Origin of the sequence: Bacillus sp. 522_BSPC, from assembly GCF_001076885.1 — a bacterium.
Taxonomy (GTDB): Bacteria; Bacillota; Bacilli; order Bacillales; family Cytobacillaceae; genus Niallia; species Niallia hominis.
The window spans coordinates 1-23,818 of the sequence record NZ_JVDT01000153.1; the positions used below are offsets into that span (position 1 = coordinate 1).

Consider the following 23,818-nt stretch of genomic DNA (forward strand, 5'->3'; position numbering starts at 1 on the left):
GTGCCAGCGTATAATGGTAAATAAGTCAAATGGAAATTTCTTAGAAAAAAGACAAACTTTAAGAAAAGTCCCCTATTTCCATTTTTAGGAAGAATCAACCATCACAGAGTATTATTATAGGGCTCCTCTAGAGCGTGAAAGGACCTTGCGTTTCATCCTACAGGGATACCGCCTAGCGAATATAAACTTCGATTTTCACGTATTATTCGTATTTGCAGGACAAGATCCATAACGCTGGCACACGAGGTCTAAAGCCTCAGGCACGAAATACAATGTGATCTAACGTCCTAGAGGAGCCCCATTTTAGCTCAAACAATAATAAATTTATAAAAGGTTAAATAATGGTACGATAAACTTCTAAATTAAGCTGATAGGCAAGTATTTGACAAGACGTGGACTTCATAAAACCGTTTTGTGTTAGCGACTCTAAGCTTCTTACTTATTTCATCTACTAGAACATAGTTCTCTTGATCCGTATGGTATAAGGTATGGTTTCGAATCATGGAAAAGGCTAGGCGAATCATTCGGTTTCCTAAGGCTATATAGGCCTGACCCGTGAGTTTTCCACGCTCCTTAAAGGCTTTATATCTTTGTTTCATTTCGGGATTATTTACAGCTAGGGATTTACCTACCTGGTAGGTGATATTTCGGAATGTTCTTCTTCCTTGTTTAGAAATACAGAAATAAGATGGTCTTTTCCCTCCCGATTGCTTCACAATAGGATTGGTCCCTGCCAATTTAATTAATTGCCCCGCATGTTCGAAATCGGAGATATCGCCCATTTCAGCGTATAATTCAGCTCCAGTAACCACTCCTATCCCAGGAACACTTAGAATAACTGCTCCCTCCATACCAACAAACAAATCTTCAATTTTACGTTCTAATTCACCAATTTGGTTATTCAATAATTCAAAACGATCCAATTTTTGAGTTAGGAGAAAAATGTCCCCCTCTAAAGATGCTTTGGGTTGAGATATCGAATTTTCCGCATAGTTTAATAGAATCTGAATGGTGTTGTCTCTTATTTTTAAGTTTTCACGAATGGAAAGATCACGTAATCCCTTTTCCCCAAGCTTTAAAATATCGCTTGGATGGGGATAATGCCTCATGAGGTAGAGAGGTGCTTTTCCAAACAAATTACTAAATGGTTCCACTTTTTCACGCTTTCCTTTTACCCAGACGGATTTCCCCTGAAATTCCCTAAAAATATGGTCTAAATGCATACGAATCAAGTTTTGAGTAGCTGTTCGTTCCCCCACTAATTCGCGTCGGGCACGTGTAAGTTTCTGTAGGCTTAGCACATCACCAGAAGCTAACTCGTTGGATGTCCCCCGGCCATGAATCATGGATTGAACAATGGCCATTAGATCTAAATTATCCGTCTTAGACCAATTTAATAGGGTTTGTCTTTCCTGGGCAGTAGTAGCTGCATTCAAAGTTCGAACATGATAGCCAAGCGAATGACTTTTTCTAACAAGATCCTCGTAATAATGCCCTGTCGTTTCAATCCCCACTACTACTTCTTTCAGTCTGTTTTTATTCTTTTCCGACTCAATGATTCTCTTTAAATAGTCGAAACCAGTCATAGAAGCATCAAACTCGAAAGGTTTGACTAAAATGTCCCCATAAAACGTACAAATCAATGCTTTTTGTGTAAACTTTGCCGCATCAATCGCCACTAACATTAAATTTTCTGTCCCTGTCTCTCTCAAGAACTCTGCCCATCGACTTCCTTTTTTACCTTGAATGTGGTTAAATATTGAATATGCCATCGTTTTCATCTCCTTGGTAAGGGTAGTAAGATTGGAAGTTCTGTGATAGGTACTTCCATTTTACAATGAAAACGGTGGCTTTTTTCTAATTATTTGACCTATTTACTATACTAGGCACCCCTAATTGGCACTCTTAATGATTCTTTGCTTAAACCCTTTTGTTAGTGGCACAACGATAATACCGGCGATGACTAGTTGCATGATATTACCTGGGACGGAGCCGAATGGCAGGATCCAGTTTCCATAAAGGATTACTTCTGTAAAATAGTAGCCGACAACTTTGATGATCATGGCAACAGCAACTGCCAGTACATATACAAGAGATTTTTTGCCAGGCATCTTTTCCACAATAAGTCCAGCTATATACCCCATAGTACCAACGATAACAAATGTGAACGGAGCCCATAATGTCCATCCTGACATTATATCAAATAAAGCCATTCCAAAAGCTCCTACAATTGCACCTGACTTCTTGCCAAAAATAAACGCAGCAATCAAAAAAGGAACGTTACCCAAATGGATTAGTCCCCCATTTCCCATTAATGGCAGCCTAATGTTGATAAACATTGTAGCAAGAAACGTTAAAGTAATAAATAGAGCATTGAGAACCAGCATTCTCGTTTTGTTTTGTTCAGTCGTAAACATGCAAATCATCCTCTTCTTTCAAGTGTTAGTTTTTCAGTTTAAAAAAAAGAATCTCCTCTTCTTCCATGATTACTAGTATAATAAAAACTGACAATATAAAAAGTGTCAATTTTTATAAAAATAACATGGTCAGAGAGGAGGGGTCTCGAATGGATATGCTTATGTTTGAATTGAATAAAAACACAACAAAACCCTTGTATGAGCAGCTTTATATAGGTATCAAAACCGCTATTTTGAGCCAGCAAATTGAAGTTGGAACACAATTACCCTCCAAAAAAAAATTGGCTGATTTTTTAAATATCAGCCAAACAACGGTTGAAGTGGCATATGCTCAGCTCGTTGCAGAGGGATTTATTGTATCAAAGCCGCGGATTGGTTTTTTTGTAGAGGATATAAATGAATTACCTTATATTGAGACAGAACATGTTGAGTTGCCTATGGAGGAAACGGAGAAAAAAACAATCCAATTTGACTTTCACCCTGGAAAAATCGATACAGACTCCTTTCCTTTTTCACAGTGGAGAAAGTATGCAAAAAATTTATATGATACCCCGTCGAAGGAATTGCTACAAATTGGAGAACCCCAAGGGGAATACACTTTACGGACGGAAATAGCCAAATACCTATATCAATCGCGTGGGATTGTATGTAAGCCGGAGCAAATTGTGATTGGTTCAGGAACAGAACAACTCTTTCCTATGATTTTAAGGTTGCTAGATCATGATTCAAACATAGCCCTTGAAAATCCTGGCTATTCAGCAAGCCCCAGGATTCAACTAAAAAATAAAGCGATCCCTATTCCAGTTGATGAAGACGGATTGATGGTGGAACACCTTGAAAAAACAAATGCGAATGTCGTCTACATTACGCCATCTCACCAATTTCCCACAGGTGCCGTTCTTTCCGCAACAAGAAGAACACAGTTAATGCAGTGGGCAGCAAAAAGTAAAAATCGCTATATCATTGAAGACGATTACGACAGCGAATTTCGTTACACTGGTAAACCCATTCCCGCCTTACATGGGATGGACCAAAACGATAAGGTAATTTATCTAAGTACATTCACCAAGTCATTAATGCCATCATTGCGATTGGCCTATTTTCTTTTACCAACAACCTTGCTGAAAAAATATAAGGAAACATTCAGTTATTATTCAGCAACTGTCCCAAGATTCGACCAGCATATAGTAGCCAGCTTCATGAGAGACGGTTATTTTTCAAAACACTTAAACCGTATGCGGAAAATTTATCGGAAGAAACATGATAAACTGACTCATATTTTTAAAACTCATTATCCTGAAGTTATCATCACTGGAGATCAAGCCGGGATGCATATTTTAATTTCCCTTCCGCTACAAAAAAGTGAAAATGAGTTAAAAGCCATCGCAGCAAAAAGTCATATCTCCATTTATCCTTTAAGCGATTATCTGTTAAAACCAATCGAATATAAGCATCCAACATTCCTGTTAGGATTTGGAGGCATCCCATTAGAGAAAATCGAGGCAAGCATTCACCAATTAATGCAATGCTGGGAAATGGCAAAATAGTTAAGCTTGTACTAACTCCAGCTAGAATTTCTGTTTGGCTTTATACTATTGCGCAGTATTATGTAAGAAGTACGTGTTAATCCTTCTATTATTGAATAATAAAGAAAATGTACAACACTATAAGAAGGAATGTCATATAGGTAAATTTCTTTTTTAAACTATTCAACTTGTTCCTTATCGGTGGTAAATATCTTAATTTTATGCCTATATTTTTCAGAATCCAAAGCATTTTCTCCTTGAATAAATAAAATGACCCACCTTGGCGTGGTGGGTTCTGTTACTTTTAATCATGATATATATATGGATTGAGATATGTAAAGCATTGAATTTAGACACCAATAATGTATTCATTTTTAGTGCCGTTATTTTTCAGGACACTCTACTTGTTAACAGACCAATGATGCGGATATTCCTCAGTTGGTAATCATTAGCAACTGGTTCAGAAATAGGAATGTAAAGCTATTGCTATTCGATAAACACTTCCTTATCAACTCTTTATTGAGAAAGCACTACTTAATAAGAATTAGCTTGTTGTGACTATTTCAACCAACTCTTCAATAGTTCCCATACATTTTTGGACTTCCGATAAATGATAAAATGTACTAGTAGTATCTAGATTATTTACTTCATCATTTGGTGAATAGAGATATATTCTTTTTCCTTGTCCAAGAGCAATACCTAATTCGATATGACTTCCTTTACCAGCTGGTAATATCACGATTATAATATCAGCATCTATGACAGCATTTTTTTCATTTAGTCCTATTTCTCTTAAATCCTCAATTGTAGAGGCACTCTCATTTACCGTCCAATCATATGTATAGATGTATCCTTTATTTTGTAAATTCTTACTCACTAAGCGAACTATTTCAATGTTTTTAAAACTTGATGCAACGTAAAATCTTTTCAATTAATCTGACCCCTTTGTAAAGTTAAACTCCCCCGATAGCGACATAAGAGAAATGCACCTTTTCTTTATAAAAAATCACCATATAATTTAATAAATTTCAATATGGTGGACTTGAATTTTATGCCAAACAGCTTTCCAATTCTTCTTATTGATTCTTTCCTCATAAATAACAGCTCGTTCTTTCGTCTCTCTAAAATATGGTGTGGGCTTTAACTCTAAATTTAATACATCTTCTATACCGCAAGGAGCAGTAAGAATTAGTTTATTATTCTTGTCTACTTTCACTCCAAGAGCAGTTGCAGTCTCTGGAAATTTTGAAATAGCATCTTCTGAAGATATATAAGGTGGGATATCATTGAGAACGTGCATTCTTGCTTCATTCTTAACAGACCAAGGTATATCAGGTAGAATTACTCTCAATTCAGCTTCTAAATTTTTTTCGGTCCTCTCGTCAATATTTTTTTCGTCAAAATATATAACATCCACATCTGGTATATTAGTTCTTATTTCAAAACCATGCATTGTGTCCCAAACTTTAGAGCGTGCAAGCCCTGCCCTAACTATGATTTTCATAACCCATCCACAACAATCCAATATATCTTCAATATTTTCATTTCCATCGAGGTCTTCTTTTGCTTGATGAACTTGATTCTTTAGGTTCATTAGATGTTCGTTACCAAGTGTTGTATCTGCCTTATAATTAGGTAAATGGCCGCTTAAATCTTCTCCATATACACAAATACTATGCGTTTTAATCATAAAAGGTATTATAGAAAATTTATTTGTTTCTAAAACATCTTTTATGTAATAGTAACTAAGTTCCACTCCATTTACTATGATGTATTTTTTGTTTAATTCTTGTTCAACCTTGTCTATCCATTTTAAGTCTATATCATTGATTTCTTTATTCGTAATGGCAAATGTATCTAAATCTGAAACACTATCTATACCTAATCCACGAGAAATGGATCCTCTAATATATATACTATGTAGGTCTTCTCCTAAGTGAGTTTTGCATTTTTCTACTATCTTTTCAATCACCTTGTAAAATTCAGGTTTAATTTTGTTTAGACTTGAATCATTTATTATAAATCCTTTAATATCCTTCGGACAAAAACGTCCAATATTTTTAATTTGCGTTAACCTATCTCTCCTTTTATTTGTTCCTGTTCACCTGCGCTGGAATGGAACGAGGGTTGAAGAATAGCCCCCGTTAGCTGAACAAGTAACTAGCTCACCACTTTATTCAAGTGTTATACCTAAGCAAAATAAAATGATTGCTTGTTGAACATATATTAAATTCTTTTTAAATTCGTATCCAACAAAATAATTTGAAGAGATAACATCACTACTTACTTCTTCATTTCTAAAAAAAGGTGGGCAGGGGTTTAACATTGCATGTTTATTAGCTAATTTCATCTTTTCTAAAGTAATTTGATACTGGTTTATGTATTTTTCTGTTCTTAATTCAGATGGCAACGAATCAGTTAAAACAATGTCGCTAAAAGATAAAACAGATTCAAGTTTAGTATGAAATTTATAATTCCGATTGTCTGACCCTAACTCAAAACCCCTGATACAAATTTGATTAAAATTAGGTCCATTACTTCTGCAATGTTCTTCCAAGACCTTGAAATATTACTTTTTGGTCCAACAAAGGTATAAACTAAATCTCTATAGTTTTCTTTTACTTCCCTAATTGAATACAAGTCAGATAAAATTTCACAAGGGTGATTTTCCGAAGTCATAGCATTTATTATAGGGACTGTTGAATACCTTGATAATTCCTGTATTTTAGAAAAATCAGAATGTCTGACAATCACCCCATCTGCCCAATTAGAGACGTATTGTATAACATCCTCTAATTCTTCTCTTTTATCTAAACTTTCTGGAGGAAAAAGCATTGCTTCCCCACCCAAGGCTTTTATTCCTTTTTCGAAAGTAATTCTTGTCCTTAAACTTGATTCCGGGAAGAATAATACAAATTGTCTTCCATTTAAAACATTGATATTACCTTGATTTTTTATCTTTGCAGCTAAATTGAATATATGATTTACTTTTTTTACAGACAAATCATTGATGCTTAATAAATTCAAAAAGTCAACTCCTTTGTTTTAAAGTAGACCGCCTAATCCTCTTCACTAAAATCATATCGCTTGACCAAAAATATCACCTTTAAACACTCACCTGTTTGTTCATTTTTCTCAGGAGAGTGTAAGGATGCTTATACTATACGAAAATAGTAAGCTACATCGGTAACTCTGCCGAGTAAATTCGATTCAGGCAACACCGCTACCAAAGTAAATCCGAGTTTTTCAATTAACTTTTTTGACTCCATATTTTTATTATCTATAGTAGCAAATAGGCATTTAAGGTTTAATGTGCTTTTACAATGCTCAATGACCGCGGAAACCGCTTCATACGCAAAACCACATCCCCAATGCTCCCTCATGAAGCGATAACCAATTTCGCCAAGATACCTTCTGCTATTTCTGGAATCATTACATCACCGATGAATTCATCAGTATCTTTTAATGCGACAGTCCATTTTGTTTCATTACGGTTCCTAACCATTTCTAACATTGAGTGTTATCACGAGGGGGATTACTTCCAAGAAATTCTCTTACTTCATCATTGTTAAACATTTTAAGCATATTGGGAATGTCTTTTCCCTCTCTCGGACGTAAAATCAATCGTTCTGTTTGAATTTTCGGTGCTTCTTTTTTTGCCATGATTTATTCCAGCCTTTCGTACCTTATATAAATAATCTATCAATGTGTACGGTATTGAACTTCATCGTTTGTTATCTCCTTATGAAATTTATAATATAATTCGATACCGATTATTTGGATTCCTTCTTCAAGTAACCTGCCCCATTAGTACCTTATTAGATAAAAGGGCATTCATCCATCTTGGATTAATGCCCCCGTTACTTTAAGTATACTAATTCACAATCCAAATTATAATTTTAACATAAGTTGCCAATTCCTTAGTTATTTATCAGAGGAATTAGCTTAGTTATTAGGGCGTGTTTTGCTAATGAATTATTCAGTTGACACAAATTTATGTCATCTTGGTAAAATAAGTGCCAAATAAGTAGCCATTTCTCTTTCTTTTTGTAGATAAACATTGTTAAACCAACAAAAATTAGCAATCCATTTTATATGCTAATGGGATTGCTAAAAGGTTTGTTATTTTATGTTTTGTACTATTAAACCGAACCAAGTTAGTATGATGGCACGCTGCTCTGCTTATATTTATTCAGTATGAAGTAACAATTGATCTAAATCCATTATTTTAATTTTCTTTTTCGGTAACTGTTTAATCAATCCAAGTTCTTCTAGAGTAGTAAATTTACGGCTGATTGTTTCTGGTGTGGTACCAAGATACGAGGCTAAATCCTTTTTGGACATTGGTAAGGTAACCGTTGGACTATTGCCACTTCCCTTTTCAACATTTTCAGCTAAAAAGGATATAATGCGGGATTCTACATTTTCAATTGCTACTTGTGTGGTTTGTTTTTCAGAATCCTTCAAACGTATCGTTACTTCTGACAGTATTTTTAATGGGATCTGCGGATATTCCACCAAATACTTCAGTAAATCCTCTCGTTTAATTAAACAAATGGATGTATTTTGTAGTGCTTCCGCATAATTTTCATGAACACTTCCAGGTTGGAAAATGGCCACTTCACCTGTAAAATCACCTGGATTTAAAATGCGAACAAGTTGTTCTTTTCCGGAATCCGATAAGCGGTAAATCCGAGCCTTACCTGAATTGATAATATATAAGGTGTCATCTTCCTCACCTGCACGGAATAACATTTCCCCTTTTTGTAGATGAAGTGTCTTGGCAGATTCCGCAATCAAATCCATTTGTGAGTCTTCCAGATGGTTGAAAATGGGAACGATACGAATACATTCTGTATGTCCATGTTGGTGATGACAACATTGATTTTGTTCCAAAATAACCTCTCCTTTTTATAAAAAGCCCAAGAGGGCATCTTAGGCTTCCATTCTATTTACTCGATTAAGCAGGTTTTACCTTTGATTTGACAACAGGATATCCTAAGTCTTCAATTGATTTTTCGATATCGTTAATAGCGACTGCATCTGAATCAAAGTCTACTTTTACTTTACTTGCATTGAATAATACTTTCAAGCTACCTTGATGAACACCGTTTATTCCTTTCACCGCATTTTCAATCTTTTGCATACAAGATGGGCAAGATAAGGTTTCTAATTGAATGGTTGCTTTTTGCATAAATCATTTCCCCTTTCTTATTTTAACGATCGTAAACCAAGTTCATTCTTTTGGTTTTGAGTTATTTTAAGCCTGATAGGCATTATCTACTTCTGATAACATTTCGTAGGTGCCTGCATATGTTTCACAAACATCTCCAGGAATGGTGTAGTTGTCTGTGATTTTTCGTAATTGAGCAAATTCAGCATCTAAGTCAGGTTTGTTCGTACCTGCGTCCTTTATCTTTTTACTGATTTTATCGAATAGTTCACGTACTTCAAAGGCTTCTGGATGGTTCTTACCATGGGCCCGTGTAATCGCAGTAGTGTATAAATCCAGTTTTTCAAAATGGTTTGTTATTATTTCGTTAAATGTTTGTTCAGACATTATTATTTCCCTCTTTCTATAAATAATTTTTGTTATGTGTGTTTGTCTTAGGCAGATTTTACTTTTGATTTAACGACGGGGTATCCTAAGTCTTCAATTGCCTTTTTGATATCGTTAATGGTGATCGTTTTTGAATCAAAATCTACTTTTACTTTACTGGCATTGAATAATACTTTTAAGCTATCTTGATTAACCCCGTTTAATCCTTTCACCGCATTTTCAATCTTTTGCATACAAGATGGACAAGATAATGTTTCTAATTGAATAACTGCTTTTTGCATGAATTATTTCTCCTTTCATCTTATCTTTGATTTTTTTGTTTTCCCTCTTCTTCTTTACAATTTAAGTATAGCTCAGGTTCAACGAAATGAAATTGACGCAAATCAAGTTTTAAGAAAAAAGTAGGGGAGTATTTTGTTCTTCCTACCTGAATACTTCCCCTTTATCATTCATCAAGACCGCTTTCTATTAAAATTATTCTCTCAACCGGTATCGAAGCAATCTCATACCATTCAAGATGACTACTAAGATACTTGCTTCGTGAACCAACATCCCGATTGACATATTCATCCATTCACTAAATAGTAGGCTGGCAAGTAAGACTACTACCACACCAACTGCTATGGTAATGTTCTGTTTCATGTTTCTTGAAGTTGATTTTGTCAAGCCTAATGCGTGTGGTAAACGACTAAAGTCAGAATTCATTAAAACGACATCCGATGTTTCAATTGCAACATCTGTTCCACTTCCCATGGCGATTCCGATATCCGCTAAGGCTAATGAAGGACTATCATTCACTCCGTCACCGACAAAGGCAATGATTTGGCCTTTTGCTTGCATTTTTTCAATATATGCTGATTTTCCTTCTGGAAGCATATGACCGTGTGCTTCTGTTAATCCAAGTTCTCGAGCAACTAAATCTACGGTTCCTTGGTTGTCCCCTGAAAGAACGACTAGGTTTTTGACTCCAAGTTTTTTTAGGTTTTGAAGATTTTTTTTAACACCTGGGCGGATTTGATCCCGAATACCCATCAGAACTTTTAATTCTCCGTCGACCGCAGTTAACACAAGAGAATTCCCATTTTTCTCAAAGCGTTCGACATCTTTTTTAGCTTTTTCACTTAATTTCACATTATCTTTTTCCATTAAAGCTACGTTACCAACGGCTATACGATGAACACCTATTTTTGCTACAATTCCGCCACCTTTAACGACTTCGGTTTCTTCAACAGTAGATAAAGTTGTCTCGCCAATATCCTGTAGGACAGCTTTTGCTAGTGGGTGGTCCGATTCACGCTCCACACTTGCTAAGTAACCTAGAACTTCTTCAGTATTGTTTCCGTAAAATTCTTTTTCGGCAACTTCAGGGTTTCCTACTGTCAATGTTCCTGTTTTATCAAAAACGATAGTATCTACTCTGCTAAAGTCATTGATAACTTCACTACCTTTTAGGAGGACACCATTACGTGCACCGTTTCCGATACCGGCAACGTTGGATACAGGAACCCCGATAACTAATGCACCTGGACATCCTAAAACAAGAATCGTGATAGCTAGTTCAATATCTTTTGAGAATAGCCAAACAATAAAACCAAGGACTAAAACAGCTGGTGTATAATATTTAGAGAATCGATCAATAAACCGCTCTGCTTCTGATTTGGAATCCTGTGCTTCTTCAACTAATTCGATAATTCTACCAAATGTTGTATCTTCCCCTACACGGTCAGATTGAATTTGAATCGTTCCATTTTCTAAGATTGTTCCCGCAAATACTTCAGAATCAACCTTTTTGCTTACTGGAACTGACTCTCCAGTAATACTTGCTTCATTGATGTGACCTTCACCTGTTAACACGGTTCCATCTACGGGGACTTTTGCACCCGTTTTGACTAATAAAATGTCACCTTCACCTACATCATCGACATCAACTTCTTCAAATTCTCCATTTTCCATTTGCTTTAAAGCACTTTCTGGTGCCAGCTCTGTTAATTCTTTAATGGCAGAACGTGTTTTGTTCAAGGTACGTTGCTCCAAGTAAGAACCAAATAAGAATAAGAAAGTAACGATGGCTGATTCCTCATAATTTTGAATCAATACTGCCCCAATTACTGCAATGGTAACTAAAACATCAATACTGACAACTTTTACTTTTAATGCCTGATAGGCTAGAATCGCAATTGGTGCTACACCAAGAATAGATGCAATGATGAGCGACCAATTGAAAATGGCCATGTTGTCTAAGGAAAATCGTCCGAAGAATGCAAGTGCAATCAAAATTGCACTGATCAGTGTAATGGAATTCTTTTTACTTAATATATATCTTTGCATGTTGATTCCCTCCAATTTCATTTTCATTTGTATTCCTTGTTGATGACTCTAGTATAGGATGTTTCTATGAAATAAAAATTGATTCGGATCAAGTTCTATTGTAAAAGTGAAAAATTATAAAAGAACAGCAAACTAAAACGCTCAGAAAATATTCTGAGCATCTTTATCTTAATATTTAATTTTTCTTCTTCAACTAAACTGCTCCGTTACTTTAAGTGTAATTCTTAACAAACTCTGTTTTCAAACCGACTAAACACCAATCTCACTAGTAATCCAGCCTTCAATAAAATGCTTTAATGACGCTGCAACCCAAGTACGACTATCATCCTCGTGATTCCAAACGTAAATATCGGTTTTTTCAATGGTTCCATTTTTTAATATTGCATAACAAAATAAATCGCCATTGCCTGCGTCTGAAAAAAAGAGAAGATTATCAAATGGCATATAAATATCTCTATAATCTTCAAAATTTCTATAAAATAGATTGTCCTTCATAATTTGGGAAGCTGACCAAACCAAAGGACAATTCCTGTTGTCAAACACACCATTTGTTTCATTAAAAATGGCCGTTAATTCTTCTGGTAATTCAACATTTAATTCTTTTTGAATCTGAGCAAGCTCAATCTTTGTTACAGGGTCTTTAAAGTGATAGTCCTTAGAAATGGAGTTGACAAATTCTTTCCACATTTCATTTCCCCCTAATTTTGGATGAGTATGTTTTATATTCATTTTTTACTTTTAAAATCCTTCTTAACCTAAATTTGGATAGGTTACACTTAGTTGGACAGATTTATTAAGGTCAAATAAACTTAATTCATTAAAGTTAGGGAGAATGAAGTCTGACCAAAAGAGAAAGAAGAACATTCACGAAAGAATTTAAAGAACAAATTGTTCAGCTGCACCTTACAGGTAAATCTAGAAGTGAAGGATTATCAAAGAATATGAGCTGACGCTATCTGCCTTTGATAAGTGGGTTCGCCAGCATAATACAAGTGGATCGTTTGAGGAAAAAGACAATAGAACTCCGGAGCAAGAAGAATTAATTCGGCTTCGTAAAGAAAATCAACGGCTAATGATGGAGAATGATATTTTAAAGCAAGCCGCGCTGATAATGGGACGAAAGTAGATGTGATTCGGAATAACCTTCACAAATACTCGATATCAGCAATGTGCGCCGTCCTACAACTACCTAGAAGCACGTACTATTATGAGGCGGAAATCCGAGATAATCAGGATGATGAATTAACAGCTATAATTGTTAAAATTTTTAAAGATAGTCGGAATATTTATGGACAAAGAAAAATAAAAAAAGAACTTCAAAAGCAAGGATGGAAAGTGTCACGTCGTCGTATTGGGCGAATAATGAAAGAACAAGGACTTGTCTCCAAATATACAGTTGCCCAATACAAACCTAGAAAATCAATCGTAAATGAGTCCGAAATTGGAAATGTCTTGAATCGTGAATTTAAGCAAGACAAGGAATTGAAAGTGATTGTGAGTGATTTAACATATGTTCGAGTGAAGCAAAACTGGCATTATATTTGTGTTTTAGTAGATTTATATAATCGTGAAATTATTGGTTACAGTGCTGGCCCTAATAAGAGTGCTGGGCTAGTTCAACGTGCCTTTTCATCGGTAAAACATAACCTAAACCGCCTCGAATTATTTCACACGGATCGAGGAAGTGAGTTTAAAAATAAACTGATAGACGAGGCATTAGAGACGTTTGGTATTGCGAGATCTTTAAGTGAAAAAGGGGCACCTTATGACAATGCAGTTGTCGAGGCAACCTTCAAAACTATTAAAACAGAGTTCGTTAATGGGAAGGTTTTCGATAGTCAACAAAAACTTGATCTAGAGCTATTTGATTACGTTAATTGGTTTAATAATATTCGAATTCATGGATCACTGGACTATTTAACCCCTAAAGAATATAAGCGCAAGCATCTAATAAAAACGAGTCATATTAAGTAAGAAGCACCCACTTTACTTGGAGAGGCGGGCGTGATAGCTTTGATGGCTGAGCCAGATTATTTGATAAATCTTGCTTCCTGGCTCATAATCTTGCCCGCAGAGGCTCCGAGTCAAGTGACAAACAGCACACACTGTTTTTCGTCTAAGTACCAATTATTTAGAAACTATATGGTATGTGTTCCTTAATAATTTTGTTCAGTTTAGTGTTGACATACCAATTAAAATATAAATAAAAAGTGCCAAAAATCTATATAGAAGGATTTCAAACACTCTATACTCCCTGCTTATGCATATTTTAATAACTTAGGTTACAACCCTCCTCACTCTCTCTTACCCTCTAAAAATTTTAACCTTATCCTTTCTCCAAGAAGATGTGTGAAAACCATATCAGATTTTTGATTCACAATAGTAGCATTATAAGCATACATTGTGAAATCAACTGCAGCTAAGGTGACTCAAACACAGAACAAGTGAGCTAACTTAGTGCTTTTCAAAAATCAAATTAGGTGTCTATTAATATGTTTATAAGTATAAAAAAAAATGCAACTGATTGTATCAGCTGCATTTTTTCGTATAATTTGTTTCCTATTTTTCTAATGGAAACTGTTACTAATTTCTCTCCCTTTTATTACCCACAAAGTGCTAACAATCTTTTTCTTTGGACTTTTTATCTGTTGCTTCGATGAATGAATTCAAATCATTCCCCTAGTATGGGAGGAGTTTTCCAATCTTCTAAAGTTCTAGTCGCTTATTCTCCTACCATCCCGTCGTTATCATTATCGCGCATATATTTGTACAACCAATGTTATATTTAGGTTAGGCAAGTGAAACAGTTGAAATTAAAAGGACCATACATATTAGGTATATCTAATATGTATGGTCCAATTTTATTTCATTCTTCAACTAAAGCACCAGTTCGTTAATATAACCTTTCTTCTATTTTTTTAACAATATGTTTTGCATCATATCCTACACCTTGTAATAAAGCAGATCCACGTCGATATTGCCATGGTAAACCAATGAAATATAACCCTTGAATTTTTGATACTCCTCTACTATGTATTACTTTGCCTTCGTTATCCAGAACCCCATCTATTTGTAACCAAGGAAATTCGGTTTCAAATCCTGTTGCCCATATAATATTGGATACTTTAATCATTGTATTATCTTCAAATTTAATCTTATTTTTGTTTACACCAATAACCCTTTTCTTAACTTTCACTTCATTTTCTTTAATTGCCCGTTTTAATTCAAAGCCAAATATGGGGTCTCCTTTCTTTTGAATTATTCTTCCAAGTCTCGAATTACTGTTTGCCTTCAATATTCCTAATTTATCAAACCAAAAAAAAATACTCTTTCTCATTAAAACTAATGGTAAGTAACTAAGATTTTTACTAACTGCTAAGTAAGTATCCCTTTCCTTAGACAATTCCACAGCTATCTGTGCTCCACTATTACCTCCCCCTATTACTAACGCATTCCCATCCAACAATTGACTTGAATTTTTATACTGTGATGAGTGAATTTGATTAATAGTAGATGGTATCTCTTTTGAAAATAATGGGATTTTAGGTGTTTGGAAAGGACCAGTTGCAATAACAATATTTTTTGCTTGATATTCACCTTGATTTGTTTTTATTAAGAAGTTACCATTCAACTTAGAGACGCTTACAACTTCTGTATGAAAATGAATTGGTATCTCATATCTCTCGACATAATTTTTTAGATAAGTAACAACTTCATCTTTAGTAGGAAAACCTTGTTTATCTCCTTCAAAAGACATTCCAGGTAAAGAGTTATAAATTCGAGGGGTAAATAAAATTAAAGAATCGTATCTCTTTTTCCAGATTTCTCCCACTTCGCTCCCTTTATCTAAAATAATATAGTTATGATTATATTCTTTTAGATAGTAGCCTATCGAAAGACCAGCTTGACCAGCACCAATTACAATTGTGTCATACATTTTTCGTCTCTCCAATACTTTATGATTAATATATGAATACATGCTCATATATCAATCGTAATTTAATTACTATTTATACTCAAGCACTTTAAGAGTTCTATTCAACAATTCTGTCTTTAATAAATTCAAGAAGAAAAAATGCTTATCTTTTAAGATAAGCACCCGTTTGTTAAAATAGGAATGAGAATAAAGCATTAAATGTTCCATTTTCAAACAATATATAAATCCCTAACCCTATGAATACAATTGGTACAATCCAACGTTCATATTTTTCAATTGTTTCCGATACAAAATCGAATGAAGCTAGACGGTAACTGACATAGCACAAAACTCCAACCATAATTAAAAAGACAATAGAAGCAATAAAGATTTCAGACATATTTAAGGTCGTGAAGTACGGTATATAAATGGAAAAGTCATCCGCACTGGAAGCCAATACGATGAAAGTCATCGTCAAAAATAGTTTATTAAATTTTTCAGAGGAGAATAAGGATAAAATACTACTTTCATCTTGATCCTCTTCTCCTTTAATCCATATTTTCACACCTAAGTAAAGTGGTAAAAGTCCAAGTAGTCCGATAACCCATTGCTGCGGAATTAAATTCACAACCCCCTGTGCAACTAAAAGACTTGCTCCTATCACAATTGCAGTCCCTATATATTGTCCTATCCAAATATGTTTTACCTGACCTTTTTTTACTTGCGAAAACAAAAGAATTAATATGACGAGATAATCAATTCCTGTTGCTACATATACCGCAGCAGCCGTCAGTATCGTTGCGATCATTTTTCCATCTCCAATATTTTAGGGTAGGACTTTTCTTCAAATTGAAAAGCCCTTCCGTAAATTTCACACATATAGTACCTATTTATCCTTCACTCTCATCAGTCGTAAACTATTTAATGCTACCAAAATAGTAGCTCCCATATCTGAAAGAATAGCAATCCAAAGCGTTAACCAGCCTGGAATAACCAATAGTAAAGCAATTAATTTAATTCCAATAGCAAAAGTGATGTTAGCTTTGATGATATTTAGCGTTTTTCGACTGAGTCTTACTGCAAATGGAAGTTTGCTTAAATCGTCTCCCATTAAGGCTATATCAGCTGTTTCGATTGCAGTATCTGTACCAGCCCCGCCCATTGCTATTCCGACAGTGGATGCAGCAAGTGCAGGAGCATCATTAACGCCATCGCCAATCATAGCTACGTTACCATGCTCCGATTGCATTTTTTTAATAAAATCTAATTTATCCTGTGGCATCAGTTCGGATTGAATATCAGATACGCCTACATGTGCACCAATTGCATTTGCGGTACCTTGATTATCACCAGTTAGCATTATTGTTTGCTTAATTCCTAACTGGTGAAGTTTTTGAATCACATTTTTGCTTGTCTCACGTACTTCATCTGCAACCGCAATTACACCGAGGATTGTTTGTTCCGTTCCAATGATCATGGCTGTTTTTCCTTGATTTTGTAGGATTTTCACATTGTTTTCAAACTCAAGGCTAAAATCGGAAACATTTAATTCCTTAAAAAGTCTGGGACTACCAATATAATAAGTTGTTCCGTTTACAACCCCTTTTATACCTCGCCCAGTAATCGAAGTGAAGTCTTCCACTTGCACATTCGAATAAGGAATATTATCTTGCTCAGCCCTCTGCATAATTGCTGAAGCAAGTGGATGTTGTGAACGATATTCTAAAGCTGTAATAATGGAAAATAGCTCTTTTTCTTCCACTTGATTATTTAATACTTTAAAATCTGTTACCACTGGTACACCTTTTGTCAGTGTTCCTGTTTTATCAAATGCGATTGCCTTGATGGCTCCCAATTCCTCCAAATAGGCACCGCCTTTAATCAACACACCTTTTTTAGCAGCATTTCCAATTGCCGAAACAATCGAAATTGGAGTAGAAATTACTAATGCACAAGGACACCCAACTACAAGTACTGCTAATCCTTGGTAAACCCATGTATCCCAACCTCCACCAAAGAATAAAGGTGGAACGACTGCAACCAAGGCTGCAATAACCATAATGATCGGAGTGTAATATTTTGCAAACTTATCTACGAATGCTTGGGCTGGAGCACGCTCCCCTTGTGCTTCTTCAACAAGATGAATAATTTTGGCAATGGTTGTATCTTCTACATATTTGGTGATTTTTACTTCAAGTAATCCCTCTTCGTTAAGCGTACCTGCAAATACTTCATCATCTACCGTTTTGGAAACAGGGACTGATTCTCCTGTTATAGCTGCCTGATTGACAGCCGACAAGCCATTAACAACTAGCCCATCCATGGCAATTTTTTGCCCTGGTTTGACAATCATAATATCGCCTACAACAATATCATCTACATGGATCATTATTTCCTGACCATTTCGTCTAACAAGTGCTTCTTTTGGGGCAATATCCATCAATGAACGAATGGACTGTCTTGCTCTGTCCATAGAGAAACGTTCAAGAGCTTCACTGATTGCAAACAGAATGACAACAATGGACGCCTCTGCCCATTCACCGATGATGGCAGCTCCAATAACGGCAACTGTCATCAGGGTTTTCATGTCGAAATCAAAGCGTATCAAATTTTGAAAACCAACTTTAAATAGTGAATATCCGCCAATTACAATTGAACCTACAAATAACATGGAAGTTACGAGGTTATCTTCTCCATTTACAAAGTGAGAAAGGTAACCAAAAGCAATTAGTAATGTGGCAAACAGTAATGTACTATGTTTTTTATAAAATGGTATTTTCTCTTCTTTTTGAACCTTGTTGTCCTCTCTGGTCTCTTTTGTCGTTTGATTCGCCAGTTTTTCAGGAAATACTTTAAGATTCTCGAAAGCACCTGCTTTTTCAAGCTCTTCAAGGCTTGTATTTCCGAAAACATCAATTTTAGAAGCTCCAAAGTTTACTTTTGCATCCTGAACTCCTGATAGTTGTTTTACATTTTTTTCAAACTTTCCAGCACAGTTTGCACAGGAAAATCCCTCAACACGATAAACATTTTTATCTTCAATTACCACAGGTTCGACCCGTCTTCTTGCTTTCTCTGGTACCACTTTAAGATTCTCGAAAGCACCAGCCTCTTCTAGTTCTTCAACGGTTGCATTTCCAAATACATCAATTTTAGAAGCTCCAAAATTGACTTTAGCATCCTGTACTCCTGGTAGTTGTTTTACATTTTTTTCGAATTTCCCTGCACAGTTTGCACAGGAGAAACCCTCCACACGATAAACATTTTTATCTTCTATTAAGGTTTTTGCTGTATTATCCAACTTTCGTAGCCTCCTTCTGATGCTCGAAGGCTTTTTCTACGAGCTGTTTAACATGCTCATCATCTAGTGAATAATAGACTAATTTTCCTTCTTTACGGTATGTTGCTATACCTAGGTTTTTCAATAATCTTAAATGATGGGATGCCGTAGCCGTTGAAGATTCAATAATATTCGCTACATCACAAACACATAACTCTCCCTCTAAAGATAAAACGTAAGCAATTTTAACCCTTGTATCATCTGACAGAGCCTTGAAAACTTTCGCTACATCCATAGGATTCTGTTTAGCAAGGTCTTTTTTAGCCCTGTTTACTTTATCTTCGTGAATACAGGTAACTTCACACATATCTTTCATCATAATTACCCTCCTTATTCAAATGACTGTTTGTTTGATGAGTATAATATATCCCAACATAAGCAAATAGTCAAATGATTGTTTGATTATTATATATTAATATTACAATAAAAAAGATTGGTTTCTAATGTTAGAAACCAATCTTTTTAGAGAGCTTAACCAAATTTTAAAGCATCTTAAACATAACTGCCCCGTTAGCCATCCATGAAGCGAAAAATCAGCGCTTCACCACAGAGAATGAAAATGGTTAAGAACCGTCAATACTGATTCTACGGCTGGGAGAGGAAGGTCGCTTAACTATGGTGCGTTAGAGCCCATCCGTTAGTCTGACTCCAACGACCACGGTGCACCACTGACTGTCGCTCCCTTTCGGGAAGCACACATGGTAGATTAATCCCATTCTGGTTGCTGCACCAGCCTCCAATTATATTCAGAGCCGTAGGAAGGATGTTTTCAATGGATGTAGTCATTGAAAGAGCATGTGGTATGGATGTTCATAAGGACAATATTACTGCATGTATTATGACCCCAGAAGGAAAGGAGATTCAAACGTTTTCTACTAAAACTGTATTTCTATTACAGTTGGTTGACTGGATTAAACAGCATAACTGTACTCATGTTGCCATGGAGAGTACGAGTGTATACTGGAAACCTATTGTGAATTTACTAGAAGCGGAAGATATTGAGTTTCTAGTTGTGAATGCCCAACATATGAAGGCAGTCCCAGGACGTAAAACTGATGTCAAAGATGCAGAATGGATTGCCAAGCTTCTTCGTCATGGACTCTTAAAAGCTAGTTATATTCCTGATCGTAATCAACGAGAATTACGTGAACTAGTTCGATATCGCAGGAGTATTATTGAAGAACGAGCTAGGCAACATAATCGCATTCAAAAGGTATTAGAGGGTGCAAATATTAAGCTAGCTTCTGTTGTTTCGGACGTTATGGGAGTTTCAGCTCGAGATATGCTTAACGCTATTGCCGAAGGCGAAGAAGATCCTGAAAAACTAGCAAACTTCGCTCGACGTACAATGAAAAAGAAAAAAGATGAACTAATGCTCGCCCTAAAAGGCTATATCAATTCACATCAACGCCTTATGTTGAAAACAATTTTGAAGCATATTGATTTTTTAACTGAGCAAATCGAGATGCTCGACCAAAAGGTCGCTGAAAGAGTTAGCTCCCATCAAGAAGACGTGGACCTACTAGATTCAATTCCTGGCATAGCTACAAGAATGGCTGAGCAGATTCTATCAGAAATTGGAACTGATGTTAAAAAACAATTCCCAAGTGCAGCTCATATGTGTTCTTGGGCTGGTTTGGTTCCAGGTCACAACGAAAGTGCCGGCAAAAGGAAATCAGCTAAAACAAAAAAAGGGAACAAGTATTTGAGATCAGCATTAACAGAAGCAGCCCATTCTGTAAGAGGATCTAAGAACTATCTCGGAGCACTGTATAGGCGTACAGCCTCACGAAAAGGTAAGAAACGAGCTGGAATAGTAGTAGCCCATGCCATGTTGAGAATTGCTTATTACCTCTTAACTCGAAAAGAGATGTATGTAGACTTAGGCGAAGACTACTTTGATAAACAGAGGCAGCAATCCATCGTGCGACATTCACTCCGAAGACTTGAAAGTTTAGGATACACAGTTACTTTACAAGAACCTGAAGCATCTTAATCCAGTCCATATTCCTACAATAGATCCATGAATCAGGCGCGCTTCCCTTTTAAAAAAATGAATGAGCTGCGTCTTCTTAAGTATTGCCTTTTTCACGAAATTACAGAAGTTTATTTTCATGGTAGTTGAATAAGGATTATATACTCTCAAAATAGTTAGCCAGCTTTTCTTTTTCATTTTCACTTAATTGCTTATTTTCTAGTTCAAGTTCTTTATTCTTTTTCTCCAGTTTTTCAATCCTTCTTTTAAGTGAAGCTATTACAGCGTTTTGATTATTTTCATCCCGTTTTATCCTTGAATCTACAAACTTTTCTTCTTGTTGATTTCGTAAGAAATTGATACGCTCTTTAAGAGCTGAATGGTTATACAGCGTTGCTTTGCTCACTCCAGCTTCTTTCGCTACGCTATTAAAGTTAATTGCCTTAGAACTCTTTATAAGGCGTTTAATAGCTTTTTCAACCTTATCTTTAGTTTCTTGCTTTCTCTTTTCATGTAGCCGCCTTAATTGCTCCTCACGATCAAAACTAGCCATGTCTAACACCTTTCTTTTTCTTACGTTCTAATTGTCTCTTCATGCGGTCAAATCGACCAAAAATAACATTACCTTCTTTGATTGTTTCGTAAATATTTTGGTACCTTTCCAAGTTTTTTTCGTTTGCCTTAACCATATCTTCACGACCATACTCTTTAGATGCTTCAATCCACTTTGTGGTAGTTTCTATAAGAAGTTCGTACTTTTTAACATCAAAACTTGTCATACCTACCGCTAAATCAAAACAAGGTTTTCCATCGTTCGCAGTGAGACAAGGTGGTTCTGCTGCCAATGGGCAATTCCCATTGACCCTTGCTCGACAGGTCCCATAAGGGTTATCTAAGGCATTTAACTTCTCATCTTTCCACAACATATCAAGAATGTCTTTAGGGATTTGTTCCTTTTCGGAGACCTGATGAATTTCCCCATTTAAGTCAAAGGCAAATACACCTTGTCTCACAACTTTCTCAAATTCTTTACGTTTCGTATCATCTAATAGACGAGCATATAGAATGGTCATTTCGGGTGATGCGTGGGCTAATAACTCCTGCACCGTTATAATATCAGCTCCACCATTTATCATTTTTACTCCATAAGTATGTCGGAACTGGTGATTTTTGAAGTGAAATAAATTTCCTGATTCATCTGTTATATTCTTTTTTAACGCTAATTTGTTTAGTTCTTCTCGAACAAAATTCTGACTAAAGGGTCTTCCCTTACGAGGACCTCGGTAGCGAACAAAAAGGTATCTTTCAGGATTGTTATCATCATTGCTGTTTTGCTTGGAACGGTCAATTAAAACTGCAATTATATCCGCTAGATGATCATCAATGGGGATTTTATGACCTATTACATACGTCTTTTCAATATCTGTTGTAAGATTTGACTTTCCATTTATTTTACCTAAACAATCCTGCGTTAATCCCAATGTATCGCTTATGCGAAGCCCTGTTTTGAAAGCAATCCAGACAATTGGCTGTACATCTGGATGAAGGTCATTTAGATTATTAAACAGTTGTTCCAATACATAGTCAGGTATGTAATCAATATCATCCAATGATTTTTTAGGGAGATTAGGAAAGTCTTCAGGATATATTAGACGAAACACCATTTCTTCAGGTGCAAAATCCTCGAACTTCTCTAAAATTTGAAGATCTCTTATGAAGGCACGAACACACTTTAATGCTTGACGAACATATTTTTTAGGATTGGAATTTTTCTTATTTAATTTGGTCTTTATATATTCATTTAACTCTTCTATGTACTTTTCTATATGTTTTCTTTCAAGTTCTTTAAAATCGTTCCATTTTGGATTTTGTTTTGAAATTGAGTTTAAAAAAGGAATAGTGTATGTTCCATAACTTCGAGCTGTACCCCAGGTGAAGTTTTTGCCGCTGATTAGACGACCTTTTAAATATTCTTTAAATATTTTACGGAAATTTTTATTCTCTATATTTGAAAAATCAATGTGATAACCACTTGTTGATTCATTGAATCCTATCCCATATTTTTTATACAGCACCCGTATATCCCATCGGTCCTTCTCCCATTCATCACGGGTGTCTGTTAATTGAAAAAGTGTATTATAAATCCGTGCTAAAAAGCCATCTATTTCCGTACGGGCTACGATTTCTTTCCCTCTCCACTTCTTGATGTAACTCGTCTTTTCTCCTTTACCATTCAACCAAAAGGTCCAAAGTTTTTGCTCTTTATTGATGTCTAAATCAAGAAGGGAAGTGAGATTTGGGTGCTTTTCGTTTAAATACTCAGCCAGTTTTTTTAACGAGCCTGAGATACTTTTAAATATAGTCCTTATTCCCCAACGGTCTGAAAAAATTTGATTGTAGTAAACAAACTTAATCTCCATGTTGACGTTTGGATTTTCGCAGTTGAAGTAAATGTTATTTACTATTCCTTTTCTCTTGTTATATTGCTCTTCAAAATTAGGGATTTTACCAATCTCGTGTATATTCCAAATATCATTGACTAAAAAGTAATCATCATTCACAACTCTTTTTGTTACTTTTCCATCGTTGGAAATTTCTTTAACCTCGTAAGAGGAAAGAGTGGAAGTGATTAAGTCCCAATATTCGCTTTTAAGGATTGAATTACTCTGTATGATATTATCCAATATTTGCCCTCCTAAAATACTAATATCGCTCTAAAAAGGTGCTACTTCGTCAGTAAACCTGTTTGAAACGCT

23 protein-coding genes and 1 pseudogene are annotated in these 23,818 nt (G+C 35.5%); 3 read left to right on the plus strand and 21 right to left on the minus strand.

The window, feature by feature from the left end:
- Window positions 1-362 precede the first annotated feature (362 nt).
- Together ADJ83_RS12540 and ADJ83_RS12545 are read right to left on the minus strand one after the other, a co-directional pair.
- On the minus strand, window positions 363-1,772 hold the full coding sequence (locus ADJ83_RS12540) for an IS110 family transposase (protein ID WP_016205067.1): 1,410 nt from the start codon (window positions 1,770-1,772) through the stop codon (window positions 363-365).
- 120 nt (window positions 1,773-1,892) lie between these two features.
- Window positions 1,893-2,417, minus strand: coding sequence for an ECF transporter S component (locus ADJ83_RS12545; protein WP_031537999.1), 525 nt, complete (start codon window positions 2,415-2,417; stop codon window positions 1,893-1,895).
- A gap of 149 nt (window positions 2,418-2,566) precedes the next feature.
- On the opposite strand from ADJ83_RS12545, the gene ADJ83_RS12550 reads away from it, so the two are divergent.
- Entirely contained in the window at window positions 2,567-3,964 is a 1,398-nt protein-coding gene (locus ADJ83_RS12550) for a PLP-dependent aminotransferase family protein (RefSeq protein ID WP_031538000.1), read from the plus strand.
- Window positions 3,965-4,487: 523 nt separating this feature from the next.
- Here the strand turns inward: ADJ83_RS12550 and ADJ83_RS12555 are convergent.
- From ADJ83_RS12555 to ADJ83_RS12600, 13 genes are all read right to left on the minus strand, one after another.
- Complete coding sequence (locus tag ADJ83_RS12555; RefSeq protein ID WP_031538001.1) at window positions 4,488-4,874, minus strand: hypothetical protein; 387 nt, start codon at window positions 4,872-4,874, stop codon at window positions 4,488-4,490.
- Between the two features lie 87 nt (window positions 4,875-4,961).
- Complete coding sequence (locus ADJ83_RS12560; protein ID WP_396953872.1) at window positions 4,962-5,447, minus strand: nucleotidyltransferase family protein; 486 nt, start codon at window positions 5,445-5,447, stop codon at window positions 4,962-4,964.
- A 669-nt stretch (window positions 5,448-6,116) separates the two neighbouring features.
- The gene (locus ADJ83_RS26860; protein ID WP_197030887.1) at window positions 6,117-6,500 is read right to left on the minus strand and encodes a hypothetical protein; all 384 of its coding nucleotides are present in this window, start codon (window positions 6,498-6,500) and stop codon (window positions 6,117-6,119) included.
- Window positions 6,434-6,970, minus strand: a complete 537-nt coding sequence (locus ADJ83_RS26005) for a hypothetical protein (protein ID WP_197030888.1) — start codon at window positions 6,968-6,970, stop codon at window positions 6,434-6,436. Before ADJ83_RS26005 ends, ADJ83_RS26860 begins: the two co-directional genes overlap by 67 nt.
- A gap of 128 nt (window positions 6,971-7,098) precedes the next feature.
- Complete coding sequence (locus ADJ83_RS12570) at window positions 7,099-7,326, minus strand: GNAT family N-acetyltransferase (protein ID WP_048717872.1); 228 nt, start codon at window positions 7,324-7,326, stop codon at window positions 7,099-7,101.
- Complete coding sequence (locus tag ADJ83_RS26540) at window positions 7,323-7,457, minus strand: hypothetical protein (protein ID WP_269320385.1); 135 nt, start codon at window positions 7,455-7,457, stop codon at window positions 7,323-7,325. Before ADJ83_RS26540 ends, ADJ83_RS12570 begins: the two co-directional genes overlap by 4 nt.
- Complete coding sequence (locus ADJ83_RS25620; RefSeq protein WP_155986754.1) at window positions 7,451-7,606, minus strand: GNAT family N-acetyltransferase; 156 nt, start codon at window positions 7,604-7,606, stop codon at window positions 7,451-7,453. Before ADJ83_RS25620 ends, ADJ83_RS26540 begins: the two co-directional genes overlap by 7 nt.
- Before the next feature lie 525 nt (window positions 7,607-8,131).
- A complete protein-coding gene (locus tag ADJ83_RS12575; RefSeq protein ID WP_031538005.1) occupies window positions 8,132-8,839 on the minus strand; it encodes a Crp/Fnr family transcriptional regulator in 708 nt (235 codons plus the stop codon).
- Window positions 8,840-8,903: 64 nt separating this feature from the next.
- Window positions 8,904-9,137 carry a heavy-metal-associated domain-containing protein gene (locus ADJ83_RS12580; protein WP_031538006.1) on the minus strand — a complete coding sequence of 78 codons (234 nt, stop codon included), beginning with the start codon at window positions 9,135-9,137 and terminating at the stop codon, window positions 8,904-8,906.
- Between the two features lie 66 nt (window positions 9,138-9,203).
- Window positions 9,204-9,503 (minus strand): hypothetical protein, encoded by a 300-nt coding sequence (locus ADJ83_RS12585; RefSeq protein WP_031538007.1) that lies wholly within the window; start codon window positions 9,501-9,503, stop codon window positions 9,204-9,206.
- Window positions 9,504-9,550: 47 nt separating this feature from the next.
- A complete protein-coding gene (locus ADJ83_RS12590) occupies window positions 9,551-9,784 on the minus strand; it encodes a heavy-metal-associated domain-containing protein (RefSeq protein ID WP_031538008.1) in 234 nt (77 codons plus the stop codon).
- Window positions 9,785-9,977: 193 nt separating this feature from the next.
- Window positions 9,978-11,831, minus strand: a complete 1,854-nt coding sequence (locus ADJ83_RS12595) for a heavy metal translocating P-type ATPase (protein ID WP_031538010.1) — start codon at window positions 11,829-11,831, stop codon at window positions 9,978-9,980.
- A 249-nt stretch (window positions 11,832-12,080) separates the two neighbouring features.
- Entirely contained in the window at window positions 12,081-12,518 is a 438-nt protein-coding gene (locus ADJ83_RS12600; protein WP_031538011.1) for an SMI1/KNR4 family protein, read from the minus strand.
- Between the two features lie 152 nt (window positions 12,519-12,670).
- Between ADJ83_RS12600 and ADJ83_RS12605 the strand changes: the two are divergent.
- Window positions 12,671-13,805: pseudogene (locus ADJ83_RS12605) on the plus strand (IS3 family transposase).
- 919 nt (window positions 13,806-14,724) lie between these two features.
- On the opposite strand, the gene ADJ83_RS12610 reads toward ADJ83_RS12605, so the two are convergent.
- From ADJ83_RS12610 to ADJ83_RS12625, 4 genes are all read right to left on the minus strand, one after another.
- Window positions 14,725-15,768, minus strand: a complete 1,044-nt coding sequence (locus tag ADJ83_RS12610; protein WP_031538014.1) for a flavin-containing monooxygenase — start codon at window positions 15,766-15,768, stop codon at window positions 14,725-14,727.
- A gap of 169 nt (window positions 15,769-15,937) precedes the next feature.
- Window positions 15,938-16,555, minus strand: a complete 618-nt coding sequence (locus ADJ83_RS12615; RefSeq protein WP_031538015.1) for a CadD family cadmium resistance transporter — start codon at window positions 16,553-16,555, stop codon at window positions 15,938-15,940.
- A gap of 78 nt (window positions 16,556-16,633) precedes the next feature.
- Window positions 16,634-19,048 (minus strand): heavy metal translocating P-type ATPase, encoded by a 2,415-nt coding sequence (locus ADJ83_RS12620; protein WP_035416501.1) that lies wholly within the window; start codon window positions 19,046-19,048, stop codon window positions 16,634-16,636.
- Complete coding sequence (locus ADJ83_RS12625) at window positions 19,041-19,406, minus strand: ArsR/SmtB family transcription factor (RefSeq protein WP_031538017.1); 366 nt, start codon at window positions 19,404-19,406, stop codon at window positions 19,041-19,043. The genes ADJ83_RS12620 and ADJ83_RS12625 overlap by 8 nt, the downstream gene beginning before the upstream one ends.
- Before the next feature lie 453 nt (window positions 19,407-19,859).
- Between ADJ83_RS12625 and ADJ83_RS12630 the strand changes: the two genes are divergently transcribed.
- Window positions 19,860-21,083 (plus strand): IS110 family transposase, encoded by a 1,224-nt coding sequence (locus ADJ83_RS12630; protein ID WP_031538018.1) that lies wholly within the window; start codon window positions 19,860-19,862, stop codon window positions 21,081-21,083.
- A gap of 136 nt (window positions 21,084-21,219) precedes the next feature.
- Here ADJ83_RS12630 and ADJ83_RS12635 read toward each other — a convergent pair whose 3' ends face one another.
- Window positions 21,220-21,615 carry a DUF6262 family protein gene (locus ADJ83_RS12635; RefSeq protein WP_031538019.1) on the minus strand — a complete coding sequence of 132 codons (396 nt, stop codon included), beginning with the start codon at window positions 21,613-21,615 and terminating at the stop codon, window positions 21,220-21,222.
- Window positions 21,608-23,746: a tyrosine-type recombinase/integrase gene (locus ADJ83_RS12640; protein WP_031538020.1), complete on the minus strand. Its 2,139-nt coding sequence runs from the start codon at window positions 23,744-23,746 to the stop codon at window positions 21,608-21,610. The genes ADJ83_RS12635 and ADJ83_RS12640 overlap by 8 nt, the downstream gene beginning before the upstream one ends.
- Between the last annotated feature and the right edge of the window lie 72 nt (window positions 23,747-23,818).